The organism is Brevundimonas naejangsanensis DSM 23858 (assembly GCF_000421705.1).
GTDB classification, from domain to species: domain Bacteria; phylum Pseudomonadota; class Alphaproteobacteria; order Caulobacterales; family Caulobacteraceae; genus Brevundimonas; species Brevundimonas naejangsanensis.
Window position 1 is genome coordinate 140,999 of sequence record NZ_ATXN01000003.1, and the last position, 12,888, is coordinate 153,886.

General features: G+C 66.3%; 12 protein-coding genes and 1 tRNA gene. 8 read left to right on the forward strand and 5 right to left on the reverse strand.

Annotation, left to right across the window (positions count from 1 at the left end; translation table 11 throughout):
• Positions 1-105 precede the first annotated feature (105 nt).
• Together H556_RS0108115 and H556_RS0108120 are read left to right on the forward strand one after the other, a co-directional pair.
• Complete coding sequence (locus H556_RS0108115) at positions 106-1,251, forward strand: efflux RND transporter periplasmic adaptor subunit (RefSeq protein WP_024353967.1); 1,146 nt, start codon at positions 106-108, stop codon at positions 1,249-1,251.
• A complete protein-coding gene (locus tag H556_RS0108120) occupies positions 1,251-4,487 on the forward strand; it encodes an efflux RND transporter permease subunit (protein WP_035302854.1) in 3,237 nt (1,078 codons plus the stop codon). The genes H556_RS0108115 and H556_RS0108120 overlap by 1 nt, the downstream gene beginning before the upstream one ends.
• A 79-nt stretch (positions 4,488-4,566) precedes the next feature.
• On the opposite strand, the gene H556_RS0108125 is transcribed toward H556_RS0108120, so the two are convergent.
• From H556_RS0108125 to H556_RS0108135, 3 genes are all read right to left on the reverse strand, one after another.
• Positions 4,567-5,091, reverse strand: a complete 525-nt coding sequence (locus tag H556_RS0108125) for a c-type cytochrome (protein WP_029673384.1) — start codon at positions 5,089-5,091, stop codon at positions 4,567-4,569.
• 84 nt (positions 5,092-5,175) lie between these two features.
• Positions 5,176-5,802, reverse strand: a complete 627-nt coding sequence (locus H556_RS0108130; RefSeq protein WP_024353970.1) for a TetR/AcrR family transcriptional regulator — start codon at positions 5,800-5,802, stop codon at positions 5,176-5,178.
• A gap of 19 nt (positions 5,803-5,821) precedes the next feature.
• Positions 5,822-5,897 (reverse strand) — tRNA-Thr (locus H556_RS0108135).
• A 51-nt stretch (positions 5,898-5,948) separates the two neighbouring features.
• Between H556_RS0108135 and H556_RS0108140 the strand changes: the two genes are divergently transcribed.
• The gene (locus H556_RS0108140; RefSeq protein ID WP_003167351.1) at positions 5,949-6,299 is read left to right on the forward strand and encodes a DMT family protein; all 351 of its coding nucleotides are present in this window, start codon (positions 5,949-5,951) and stop codon (positions 6,297-6,299) included.
• A gap of 7 nt (positions 6,300-6,306) precedes the next feature.
• On the opposite strand, the gene H556_RS0108145 is transcribed toward H556_RS0108140, so the two are convergent.
• Entirely contained in the window at positions 6,307-6,744 is a 438-nt protein-coding gene (locus tag H556_RS0108145; protein WP_024353971.1) for an HIT family protein, read from the reverse strand.
• Positions 6,745-6,857: 113 nt separating this feature from the next.
• Between H556_RS0108145 and H556_RS0108150 the strand changes: the two genes are divergently transcribed.
• Together H556_RS0108150 and H556_RS0108155 are read left to right on the forward strand one after the other, a co-directional pair.
• Positions 6,858-7,214, forward strand: a complete 357-nt coding sequence (locus tag H556_RS0108150; protein WP_024353972.1) for a phage holin family protein — start codon at positions 6,858-6,860, stop codon at positions 7,212-7,214.
• 72 nt (positions 7,215-7,286) lie between these two features.
• Complete coding sequence (locus tag H556_RS0108155) at positions 7,287-7,874, forward strand: DUF2239 family protein (protein WP_024353973.1); 588 nt, start codon at positions 7,287-7,289, stop codon at positions 7,872-7,874.
• A gap of 15 nt (positions 7,875-7,889) precedes the next feature.
• Here H556_RS0108155 and H556_RS0108160 read toward each other — a convergent pair whose 3' ends face one another.
• Positions 7,890-9,296: a serine hydrolase gene (locus H556_RS0108160; RefSeq protein WP_024353974.1), complete on the reverse strand. Its 1,407-nt coding sequence runs from the start codon at positions 9,294-9,296 to the stop codon at positions 7,890-7,892.
• A 264-nt stretch (positions 9,297-9,560) separates the two neighbouring features.
• Here H556_RS0108160 and H556_RS0108165 point away from each other — a divergent pair, with 264 nt between their 5' ends.
• The 3 genes from H556_RS0108165 (at position 9,561) to clpA (ending at position 12,848) form a co-directional block, all read left to right on the forward strand.
• Positions 9,561-10,031 carry a phasin family protein gene (locus tag H556_RS0108165; protein WP_024353975.1) on the forward strand — a complete coding sequence of 157 codons (471 nt, stop codon included), beginning with the start codon at positions 9,561-9,563 and terminating at the stop codon, positions 10,029-10,031.
• 171 nt (positions 10,032-10,202) lie between these two features.
• Entirely contained in the window at positions 10,203-10,532 is a 330-nt protein-coding gene (gene clpS / locus H556_RS0108170; RefSeq protein WP_003164443.1) for an ATP-dependent Clp protease adapter ClpS, read from the forward strand.
• Positions 10,533-10,544: 12 nt separating this feature from the next.
• The gene (gene clpA, locus H556_RS0108175) at positions 10,545-12,848 is read left to right on the forward strand and encodes an ATP-dependent Clp protease ATP-binding subunit ClpA (RefSeq protein ID WP_024353976.1); all 2,304 of its coding nucleotides are present in this window, start codon (positions 10,545-10,547) and stop codon (positions 12,846-12,848) included.
• Positions 12,849-12,888 lie beyond the last annotated feature (40 nt).

Here is a 12,888-nt window from a genome sequence, read left to right on the forward strand (position 1 = left end):
ATTTCCGCGACGGAATCAGAGAGTAGTCTCGTTACAGATACGTTATTTGCGTAACGGCGATGACCCGTTAAGCGATAACGCTTGTTGTCGGGGAGACTGCGTCGCGTGTTCAAACGCCACTTTTTCATTATCGGCGCGGCCTGTCTGTTGGGGCTGATGGTCGTCGCAGCGGTCTTCAAGATCGCCTTCAGCGACGGCGGCGCAGGCGATGGCAAGGGTCCGCGCGGGCCCGGCGCCGGACGGGGCCAGGTGGTCGCCGAGGTCGTGGCCCAACGCCGTGAGTTCGCCGATCAGATCCGCGTTCTGGGCGTGGCGCGGGGGCGCCGCTCGGTCAACATCACCTCCAATACGACTCAGTTGGTGACCCAGGTCATGTTCGCCGATGGCCAGGCCGTGGCGGCGGGCACGCCCCTGGTCGAGTTGCAGGCGCGTGAGGAAGACGCGGACCTGATCCGCACCCGCGCCCAGTTGGAGAACGCCCAGCGCGAGTATGACCGCTATCGCATCCTCGCCGAGCGCGGCGTGGCGCCGCGCGTCATGGCCGAGACGGCGGAAACCGCCCTGAAGACGGCGCAGGCCGGCGTGGCGGCGGCTGAGTCCCGTCGCGGCGACCGCATCCTGCGCGCGCCTTTCGCCGGGGTGCTGGGGCTGACCTCGGTGACGCCGGGGACCCTGATCTCGCCGGGTTCGGTCATCACCACTCTGGACGACATCAGCGGCGTGCGCGTCGATTTCCCGCTGCCGGAGCGCTATCTGGGCGTGCTGCCGGTGGGCGCGCCGCTGACGGCGACGACGGACGCCTTCCCCGGAGAAGAGTTCAACGGCCGCATCGCCCTGCTGGACACGCGCGTCAACGAACAGACCCGTGCGATCATCGCCCGCGCTGAATTCCCCAATCCCGGCAACCGCATCCGCCCCGGAATGATGATGCGCGTCGCCGTTCATCAAGGCCGCCGCCAGAGCCTGGCCGTGCCCGAGGCCGCCGTTCAGTACGAAGGGCAGGGCGCCTTCGTCTATCGCATCGCGCGCGGCGAGACGGGCGCAACCGCCCAGCGTGTCGAGGTCCAGACGGGCGCCGTCGAGGGCGGCTATGTCGAGATTGTTTCGGGGCTGGCCAACAACGACCACATCGTCGCCTCGGGCCTGAACCGCATTCAGCCCGGCGCTCCTGTCAGCGTCGAGGGTGAAGCCGCCCAACGGCGCGCTCCGACCAAGGGCGGCGCTCGCGCGACGCAGGCGGCCCGCCCATGATGCTGTCCGATGTTTCGGTCCGGCGCCCCGTCTTTGCGGCGGTGGCGGCGATCGTCCTGTGCGTCATCGGCCTGGCGGCCTTCTTCTTCCTGCCGGTGCGCGAACTGCCGGACGTGGACCCGCCGATCGTCTCGGTCAGCACCAGCTACGCCGGCGCCTCGGCTGAGGTGATCGAGAGCCGGATCACCGAGCCGATCGAACAGCAGATCGCCGGGATTCAGGGCGTCAAACGCATCAATTCGACCAGTCGCGACGGCCGGTCCAACGTCAACATCGAGTTTTCGCTGGATCGCAATATCGACGACGCCGCCAACGACGTGCGTGATCGCATCTCGCGCGTGCTGGGCCGTCTGCCGGATCAGGCGGATCCGCCCGAAGTGGCCAAGGCCGATTCCGACAGCCAGCCCATCCTGATCATGTTCCTGCGGTCCACCACGATGGACCGTCTGGAACTGACCGACTACGCCCGTCGCTATCTGGTGGACCGCTTCGCCACCGTGCCTGGCGTGGCCCAGGTCAATATCTTCGGCGAGCAGCGCTACGCCATGCGCATCTGGCTGGACGCGGGGGCGATGGCGGCGCGCGGTCTGACCGTCACCGACGTCGAGACCGCCCTCAACAATCAGAACGTCGAACTGCCTGCGGGCTCGCTGGAGTCGGCGCAGAAAGACTATACCGTCCGCGTGGCGCGCAACTACGCCGATCCGGCGGATTTCGCTCAACTGCCGATCGGCACGCGCGGCTCGGCCTCGACCGCCACGGGGGCGCAAGCGTCCGGCACCTTGGGCGCAGCGTCGGCGGCCATGACCAATGGCGTCACCGGCGCCCTGATCGGCAACGCCGCCTATGTCACCCGTCTGGGCGACATCGCCCGGATCGAGGAAGCCCCGGCTGAGGCGCGGCGCCTGTTCCGCGGCAATGGGCTGGACCAGATCGGTCTGGCCGTCACCCGCCAGGCCCAGTCCAACGACCTGGAAATCTCCAAGGGGGCCCGCGCCCTGATGGAGGAGATGCGCCACAGCCTGCCGCCCGGCACGACGCTGGAAGTCGGCTCGGACAACTCGGTCTTCACCTCCCACGCCATTGACGAAGTGTGGGTGACCATCGGCATCTCGATGGCTCTGGTGGCCCTGGTCAACTTCATCTTCCTGGGCAGTCTGCGGGCGGCGATCATTCCGTCGGTGGTGGCTCCGATCTGCCTCCTTGCGACCTTCATCGTCCTGGCGCCGCTTGGTTTCTCGTTGAACTTGCTGACCCTGCTGGCCCTGGTGCTGGCGATCGGCCTGGTGGTCGACGACGCCATCGTCGTGGTCGAGAATATTCAGCGCCGTCTGGATCACGGCGAGCCGCCGCTGGTCGCGGCCGAGCGCGGAGCGCGTCAGGTCTTCTTCGCCGTCGTAGCTACGACCGTCGTGCTGTTGTCGGTGTTCGCGCCGCTGCTGTTCCTGCCGGGCTATGTCGGGCGTTTGTTCGTCGAACTGGCGGCTGCTATTGCTGCGGCCGTGGCCTTCTCGGCCTTCCTGGCGCTGAGCCTGTCGCCGATGCTGGCGTCGAAGATTCTGAAGCCGGCGCATACCGGCGGCTGGGTCGCTCGGCGCGTGGATGCAGGCATGGACGCGCTGAAGCGGTCCTACGCCGCGTCTTTGGACGCCCTGCTTGGCCGCCGTGTCGCGGTCGGGGGCGTGGCCGCCCTGATTGTCTTGGTGGCGGCGGGGGCGACCGGCATCTTCCTGCATCTGCCTAATGAATTGGTGCCGAACGAGGACCGGGGCCGCGTGACCCTGCGCATCGCCGGGCCGGAAGGCACGGGCTTTGATTACACGCGCGAGATCATGCTGGGGCTGGAACCGATCCTGGCCGAGTATCGCCAGAATGGCGAGGCGGCCAACTTCATGATCTCGTCGCCGGGCTTCGGCGGTTCGGGCTTCAGTTCGGGCAGCGCGGTCCTGAATCTGGCCGATTGGTCCGAGCGCGATCGTTCGGCGGATCAGATCGCCCAGGAGTTGAACGCCAAGCTGCGCAATCAGACCGGCGCTCAGGTCAACGCCTCGACGCCGGGCGCCTTCCAACGCGGCGGCGGCAACTCCAACTCGATCGAGATGATCGTCACTGGAGCTGAATACAGCGCCATCTACAACTGGCTGCAGCCCATCCTGGCGGCGGCGCAGGAGAACCCAGGCTTCTCGCGTCCGCGTTTGAACTATGAACCGAACGCGCCGCGCCTGCTGGTCGACGTCGATCCGCAGAAGGCGGCGGCGCTAGGCGTGTCGTCACAGCAGATCGGCCGCACGCTGGAGACCATGTTTGGTTCGCGCCGCGCCACGACCTACATCAAGGGCGGCCAGGAATATGACGTCATCCTGCAGACCGACCGCGACAGCCGCCGCGAGGTTTCGGACCTCGAGGCGCTGTATGTCTCGACCGGCACGGCGCAGCTGGTGCCGCTGTCGGCGGTGGTCACGACCAAGACCTCGGGCGACACGCCTGATCGTCGCCGTCTTGATCGCCAGCGCGCCATCACCCTGCAGGCCGACCTGAACCCCGGCACGACCATCGATGACGCTGTTCAGTTCCTCATGAACGAGGCCGCCAAGCAGCCGCAGGGCGTGACCAACATCCGCTGGGGCGGCGCCGCCCGCGACCAGCAGGAGGCGGGCAGCGCTGTGGGCTGGGCCTTCGCCCTGGCCCTGCTGCTGGTCTTCCTGGTGCTGGCGGCCCAGTTCGAGAGCTGGATCACCCCGGCGGTCATCATGCTGACCGTGCCTCTGGCGGCGGCGGGCGGGCTGTTCGGCCTGTTGATGGCGGGCTCCAGCCTGAACATCTACAGCCAGATCGGCCTGATCATCCTGATCGGCGTCGCAGCCAAGAACGGCATTCTGATCGTCGAGTTCGCCAACCAGCTGCGCGATCAGGGGCGGACCATCCGCGAGGCCATCATCGAGTCCTCCAGCTTGCGTCTGCGCCCGATCATCATGACCTCGATCGCCACCGCCTTCGGCGCCTTGCCGCTGGTGCTGTGGCAAGGGGCGGGGGCGGGCAGCCGTCAGACCATCGGCGTGGTGATCTTCACCGGCGCCATGTTCGCCACGGTGCTGACCCTGTTCGTGGTGCCTGTGATCTATGGCGTGCTGGCGCGCTTCACCAAGTCGCCGGAATACACCGCCCGCAAGATCGAGGAATGGGAGGCTCAGGAGAAGCGCGAGGGCCTCGAGCCGGACATGAGCCCGGCGGAATAGGACGCTCTGGTCTTCGAAAATGATAAGGGCGGCGGACCATATGGCCCGCCGCCCTTTTTGCTTATCTGCCTGTGCCGGCTCATTCGCCCTGCGGCTTGAATCCCGTCTCGACCTTCAGGAAGGCGATGACGTCGCGGCGGTCCGTGGCGTCGGGCAGGCCCGCGAAGCTCATCTTGTTGCCGGGCAGGAAGGTGCGCGGGTTCTGCAGCCAGTGATCCAGCGTCTCGGCGTCCCAGGTGAAGTCCGCCGTGCGCAGGGCGTGGGAATAGCTGTACTTTTCCTTCGCCCCGGCCTTGCTGCCGAAGACGCCATAGAGGTTCGGCCCCGTCATGTTCGGCCCGCCCGGCGTGATGGTGTGGCACGAGCGGCAGCGTGCGAAGGCGCGACGGCCGTTATCGAGGTCTCCCTCGTTATACGGTGCGGGCAGGGCGGCCAGCAGGGCGATCTTTTCGGCTTCGGTGGGCGTCGGCGTCTTGGGCGCTTGCGGCGCGCTGTCGGCGGCGGGCGCGGCGTCGTTCTGGCCGCAGGCCGCCAGCATCAGGACGGCGGCCAGCGCCGCAGCCGCCATGCTGCGGATCGAAGGGAAGGACGAAAGACGGGACATGACGCACTCCTTGGCCAACGGTCATGCTTTACCCCATGAAGGCGCCGTCGCAATGGACAGCTTGTCCAAGGCTCGCGGCGGTCGTCAGCGGCCGGTCGTCAGCTTCACCACGACATGGGCGGTGGTTTCGATGATGGCTTCGGGCGTGTCGGCGCGGCGCATCAGGTCGAAACCGGCGGCGACGGACTCCACCAGGTTCGCCGTCTCATAGGAGGCCAGACGAGGATTGAGGCCTTCGGGGTGCAGGCCGTTGGCGTGCGCCTGGGCGATGCGACGCTCCAGCGCCAGGTGAAGGCGACGCAGACGCCGGATGCGGCTTTCGGCGAAGGCGGGCTCGCCCATGTCGGCCAGCATATGCTCGACGCGAAGCACAGGCCCGTGGTCGTTCCAGAGGTTCAGCACTTCAAGCACATAGGCCCGCGCGGCCTCGAAGGCCCGGTCGCCCGACCAGTCGGCGTGAATGTGGGCCGCCAACCGCTGAAAGTCCTCGCCCGCCTCTTCGCACAGCAGTTGCAGGCCTTCCTCGACCGAGGCGAAGTAGGTGTAGAAGGTCGGCGCCGATACGCCCGCGGCCATCGCCACGTCGGCGGAACGGATCTCGCCCAGATGCTTGGTGTTCAGCAGGGCGCGCAGGGCGTCCAGCAGGGCGCGGCGGGTGCGCGCGCCGCGCGTTCGGATCCTGTGACCCAGTTTGTTGGTCGTCTCGGACATGAGGAGGCGGCCGCGAGAGTGGTGCCGGTTGCAGGAATCGAACCCGCGACCTTCGGTTTACAAAACCGCTGCTCTACCAGCTGAGCTAAACCGGCGTGGCCCGCCTTATGCTGGCGGAATCTCTTTGACGCAAGCACACTGATTGAATGCCGTCGCTGCCCTATCTCGCGCCCATCGTCATGCTGGCCCTGTCGAACGTCTTCATGACCTTCGCCTGGTACGGCCATCTGAAATTCGGGGCCAAGCCGCTGTGGATCGTGGTCCTGATCAGCTGGGGCATCGCCTTCTTCGAATACTGGCTGGCCGTGCCCGCCAACCGCATCGGCCATCAGGTCTACTCGGCGGCCGAGCTGAAGACCATGCAGGAGGTGATCACCCTGCTGGTCTTCGCGATCTTCTCGGTGCTCTATCTAGGCGAGAAGCTGACGGTGAACCACCTGATCGGCTTCGCCCTGATCGCCGGCGGGGCCTTCTTCATCTTCAAAGGGCCGCTGTAAGAGACGCTCAGTCGAGCGCCGCGGCGATCTTCTCGGCCAGAGTTTTCAGCTGTTCGGCGTCGGCCATCGGGGCGTGGCCGTGGCCCTTCATCGGGCGGTCGGCCCAGCGCGGCACGATGTGGAAATGCAGGTGGAAGACCGTCTGCCCGCCTGCATCGCCGTTGAACTGCATCAGGCTGAGGCCCTCGGGCTTCAGCGCCTTCTCGACCGCGCGGGCGGTGCGCTGGACGGCGGCGGTCAGCCTGGCCAGGGCCTCGGGCTCGATCTCCAGGATGTTGCGGGCGGTCGAGGTCTTGGACACGACCAGGACGTGACCCTCCGACTGGGGAAACACGTCCATGAAGGCCAGGACGTCGTCGTCCTCCCACACCTTCACGCTGGGCATGTCGCCGCGCAGGATCTTGGCGAAGATGTTGTCCGGGTCGTAGGCGCCGTGAAGGCTCATGGAGGTCTCCTTCGGGATAGGGCGGCCAGCCTAGCAGGCGATCCTGATGGACGCACGGAGCGGATCGCCGCGATATGCGCTTATATGGTCAAGGTTCAACCAACGGAGGCGTCATGCTGGGTTTCATCGTTCAGGCCGTGGTCACGGCGATCGGCCTGTGGGCTTCGGCCAAACTGGTGCCGGGGGTGGAGTTCACTTCCAACGGATCGCTGGTCGCGGCGGCGGTCATTCTGGGTGTCGTCAACGCCTTCGTGCGGCCGCTGATGGTGATCCTGACCCTGCCGCTGACCATCGTCACCTTCGGCCTGTTTCTGCTGGTGGTGAACGCGGCCATGATCGGGCTGACGGCCATGTTCCTGGGCGGCTTCGTCGTCAACGGCCTGTGGGCGGGGATTGGGGCGGCCATCGTCACCGGCGTCGTCAGCTGGATCGCCGGAGCTCTGTTTGGAGGCATGGCTGATCGGGCCTGATAATTTATCCGGGCAATATTGACGGCATAATATTGTCCGGGTAAATCCGGCCTCAACGAGTGAGGACGGATCATGACTCTATGCACGGCCTTTGATGGCCACACGATGATTGCGGCAGGGCCCCTGGCGCAGATCGCCGCAGCGGCCAAGGCCGCACATGACGCTGGACGGACAGTTCTCGTTTTCAGAGACGAGGACGCCCGGCCGATTGATCTGGATCTGCGCGGAGACCTGCAGGCCGTGTTGGCGCGCCTGCCGCAGGAGCAGACGCAGCCTGAGCCTGAGAAGCGGGGGCCTGAGAAGCGGGGGCCGGGGCGGCCGAAGCTGGGCGTCACGGCGCGTGAGGTGACGCTGTTGCCGCGTCATTGGGACTGGTTGGCGTCTCAGCCCGGCGGGGCGTCGGTGGCCCTACGCAAGCTGGTCGAAGCCGCCTTGCGCGAGGCCGAGGGGCCTGACCGGATGCGTCGCAGCCGCGAGGCGGCCTATCGCTTCATGACCGCCGTGGCGGGCGACCTGCCGGACTATGAAGAGGCCGTGCGGATGCTGTTCGCCGGCGACTGGACGGCGTTCGACGCTCGAACAGAGAACTGGCCCGTCGGCGTGCGCGCCTACGCCCGGCGTCTGGCGGAGCCGGGGTGGCGCAACGGGCAGGGGCGCTGAGAAGCGCCGCCTCGCTTAGCTGGGGCGGACCACCATACAGGTGACGCGGCGTTCCGACAGGGCCTCGCACGCGGCCTCGGCCGCCTGCTGGGTCATGCCGGTGAAGCGCGAGCGATACCAGCCGTTGGCCGTCTGCACGTCACGCTGCGCGTTCGAGAACTGGCTGGAGAAGCGGCGGCTGACGTTGTTCAGCCAGTCGCGGGCCACGGCCTCTTCGCGGAAGGCGCCGACCTGGACGGTCCAGCGACCGGCCGGGGCCGGGGCCGGGGCGGCGCCGCGCGCGGGCGGGTTTCGGGTCGTGCGGGCAGGGGGCGTAGGCGCCGCGGCTGATCCGCCGTTCAGCGCGGCGGTCAGGCTTTCGGGCGGGCGGTTCTCGGCGCGGCGGGCCGACGGCGGCGGGGTCACCTCGGTCGGCAGGCTGCGCGGCGGCGGGCCTGAGACATAGGCCACTTCGGTCGAGGAGCCGACGCCTTCTCCATCCTCGTCGGACAGGGAGGCGTAGGCGACGGGCGCAGGATCACTGCTGACGCCATAGCCGCGCTGTTCAAAGAAGGCCTGAGCCAGCTGGATGTTCTCGCCTTGACCCCGGCGACGCTGGACCTCGAACCCGGTGTCCATCAGCTCGGCGACGTGGGCGTTGCGGCTGGCGGTCGAACGCCCGCCCATGACGATGGTGATGATCCGCTTGCCGTCGCGCACCGAAGACGCCGCCAGATTATAGCCCGAGGCGTTGGTGAAGCCGGTCTTGATGCCGTCATAGCCGCGCCCGGTGGCCAGCAGGCCGTTGGTGTTGCGGTAGTCGCGGCCCTTGTAGAACCAGTCGTGCAGGCCGAGGTAGCGATAGTATTGCGGATAGTCGCGCATCACCGCGCGGCTGAGGATCGACAGGTCGCGCGCCGTGGTCGCCTGGCGCGTGTCGGGCAGGCCGTTGGCGGTGGTGAAGCGGGTGTGCTCCATGCCCAGCTCGCGCGCCTTTTCCGTCATCATCTGGGTGAAGCGACCTTCGGAGCCGCCGATATGTTCGGCGATAACCACGGCCATGTCGTTGGCGCTGCGGACGGCGGTGGCGCGCATGGCGTCGTCCAGGCTGATCGTCTGGCCTGCCGCCAGACCCAGCTTCGACGGCGGCTGAGAGGCTGCGCGCGGCGAGACGGTCAGATTGTCGTCCAGTTTGGCCTTGCCCGATTCCAGCGCCTCAAACGTCAGATACAGGGTCATGACCTTGGTGATGGAGGCCGGAAAGCGCCGGGCGTCGGCGAAGCGCGAAAACAGCACCTCGCCGGAGGCGGCGTCCACCACAATGGCGGCGTATCGGCTATCGGTCGATTGGGCTTCCGGCGGGGCGACGCCGACCGTTGGCGTCAGGACAATTCCCCCCATGACCAGGGCGGCCAGGAAACGACGGCGGAAGATGGCGTTCATGGGCAAGCTACTAGCCTCGTCACTGTGGCGCGAAGACGGCTGCGATCACGCACGTTACAAACGCTAACATCGGCTCGCCCGGTTTCGAGAGGGTTAACGGCGCGTCAACAGACTTGTGATCGAGCGGCTCCGCGTCAGGTGATCAGCGATTATATTGTGCGTTGCACAAATTTCACTTGAAGTCTTTTCGCAGGTGCACCATATCGCCGTTGTCGCGATGGGCTCCGCCTGTCGCATGAAACCTTTCGCTTCAGGAGACTCCCCATGGCTGACGCCGCTGAGACCGTGAAGAAGACCGTCGAACAAACCACCGCCAAGGCCAAGGCCCAGGCAGAATCCATCCAGGCCGCCGGCGCCAAGGCGTTCCGCGAAGGCGTCGACAAGTCTGTCGCCTCGCTGAGCGAGATCAACGCGCACGGCAAGAAGAACCTGGAAGCCGTGGTGGAATCCGCCGCCGCCGCCCAGAAGGGCGCCGAGGCCCTGTCGCAACAGGCTATGGCCTACAGCAAGAAGTCCTGGGAAGACGGCGTCGCCGCCGCCCAGTCCTTCTCGCAGGCCCGCTCGATGCAGGAACTGTTCGAACTGCAGACCAACTGGGCCAAGTCGGCCGCCGAGGCCTATCTGGCCGAGTTCGGCAAGGCGACCGAGACCATGACCGCCTCGGTCAAGGACAGCTTCAAGCCGATCAACGAGCGCGTTTCGGCTGCCGTCGAGCAGTTCCAGGCCGCTCGCTAAGCGCGACCTTCAGGTCCAGAACTTCGGAAGGGCCCCGGTGGAAACGCCGGGGCCTTTTCACGTTCAGGCATCAACTGGGCGTGCGCGAGCGTCTGCGGGGCTGGACGCCTCTACAAATCAGGCCATCATTCCCTATCTGATCCCTCGACACTCCCCGCATACGGACCACGAATGCCTAACAGACGGCCAGGTGAACAAGGCGGAGGCGCAGGCGCCGCCGTCGTCACCGAGACAAAGCCGAAACTTCAGCGCCCCTCGCTCTATCGGGTGCTGATCCTGAATGACGACTACACCCCCATGGAGTTCGTCATCTACGTGCTGGAGCGGTTCTTCCAGAAGAGCCGCGAGGACGCGACCCGCATCATGCTGCACGTGCACCAGCATGGCGTCGGGGTCTGCGGCGTCTTCACCTACGAAGTGGCCGAAACCAAGGTCGCCCAGGTGGTCGAGACGGCGCGACGCCACCAGCACCCCCTGCAATGCACGATGGAAAAGGACTGAGAGGAACCTGCCATGCCTTCGTTTTCCCGTCCTCTCGAAGAGACCCTGCACCGCGCGGTCCACTACGCCAACGAGCGTCGGCACGAATACGCCACGCTTGAACACCTGCTGCTGGCCCTGATCGACGATCCGGACGCCTCGGCCGTGATGACGGCCTGCAACGTCGATCTGGGCGCGCTGAAGGCTGCGCTCGGCTCCTATGTCGACACCGACCTGGCCGCCCTGGCCACGGCCGACGGCGACGACGCCAAGCCGACGGCGGGCTTCCAGCGCGTGATCCAGCGCGCGGTCATCCATGTCCAGTCGTCCGGCCGCGAGGAAGTGACCGGCGCCAACGTCCTGGTCGCCATCTTCTCCGAACGCGAAAGCCACGCCGCCTATTTCCTGCAGGAGCAGGACATGACGCGTTACGACGCGGTCAACTTCATCGCCCACGGCATCGCCAAGAAGGCCGGGGCCAATGAAGCCCGCTCGGTGCGCGGCGCCAGCCCCGAAGAGGCCGAGGACGGTTCGGTCGTCAAACAGGGCGGCGAGGCGCTGGAAGCCTATTGCATCGACCTCAACGAGAAGGCCCGCAACGGCAAGATCGACCCCTTGATCGGGCGTCAGGCCGAGGTCGAGCGCTCGATCCAGATCCTGTGCCGCCGCACCAAGAACAACCCGCTGCTGGTCGGCGACCCCGGCGTCGGCAAGACCGCCATCGCCGAAGGTCTGGCGCGCAAGATCGTCAACGGCGAGGTGCCGGAAGTCCTGAAGGACGCGACGATCTACAGCCTCGACATGGGCTCGCTGCTGGCGGGCACCCGCTATCGCGGCGACTTCGAGGAACGACTGAAACAGGTCGTCAAGGAACTGGAGAGCCACGACAACGCCGTCCTGTTCATCGACGAGATCCACACGGTGATCGGCGCGGGCGCGACCTCGGGCGGGGCGATGGATGCGTCGAACCTGCTGAAGCCTGCCCTGGCGTCCGGCAGCCTGCGCTGCATGGGCTCGACCACCTACAAGGAATATCGCCAGCACTTCGAGAAGGACCGCGCCCTGGTGCGTCGCTTCCAGAAGATCGACGTCAATGAGCCGACGATCGAGGACACGGTGAAGATCCTCAAGGGCCTGAAGACGACCTATGAGACGCACCACAAGCTGCGTTTCACCGACTCGGCCATCCGCACGGCGGTCGATCTGTCGGCGCGCTACATCACCGACCGCAAGCTGCCGGACAAGGCCATCGACGTGATCGACGAGGCGGGGGCGTCGCAGATGCTGCTGCCGGAATCGAAGCGCAAGAAGGTCATCGGCCAGAAGGAGGTCGAGGCCGTCATCGCCAAGATGGCGCGCATCCCGCCCAAGTCGGTGTCGAAGTCGGACACGGAATCCCTGCGCGAGCTGGAGACCGATCTGAAGCGCGCCGTCTTTGGTCAGGAGCAGGCGATCGATCAGGTCTCGTCGGCGATGAAGCTGGCGCGGGCGGGTCTGCGCGACCCGAACAAGCCTATCGGCGCCTTCCTGTTCAGCGGCCCGACCGGCGTCGGCAAGACCGAAGTGGCCAAGCAGCTTGCGGCCACCCTCGGCATCGAGATGCAGCGCTTCGACATGAGCGAATACATGGAGCGCCACACGGTCAGCCGCCTGATCGGCGCGCCTCCGGGCTATGTCGGCCACGATCAGGGCGGCCTGCTGACCGACGCCGTCGACCAGCACCCGCACTCTGTCGTGTTGCTGGACGAGATCGAGAAGGCGCACCCCGACGTCTACAACATCCTGCTGCAGGTGATGGACAACGGGACGCTGACCGACGCCGTGGGCAAGAAGGTCGATTTCAGGAACGTCATCCTGATCATGACCACCAACGCGGGCGCCGCCGATAACGCGCGCGCGGCCATCGGCTTCGGCAGGGGCAAGGTCGAGGGTGAGGATGAGAAGGCCATCCAGCGCCTGTTCGCGCCTGAGTTCCGCAACCGTCTGGACGCCATCGTGGCCTTCAAGCCGCTGGGCGCCGAGACGATCCGCTCGGTCGTGACCAAGTTCGTGCTGCAGCTGGAAGCCCAGCTGGCGGACCGCAACATCACGATCGAACTGACCGACGAGGCGACCGACTGGCTGGCCAAGAACGGTTTCGACGAACTGTATGGCGCAAGGCCCTTGGCCCGCGTCATTCAGGAGCACATCAAGAAGCCGCTGGCCGACGACATCCTGTTCGGCCGCCTGACCCGCGGCGGCCATGTCAAGGTCGAGCTGAAGGACGGCAAGATCGCCTTCGACATCACCCCGGCCAAGGGCGCAGCGGTGAAGGAGGCTGAAGAAGAGACCGCCTGATTTCGATCAGGCGCAAAGAGAAAGGCCCGGACGTCGCCGT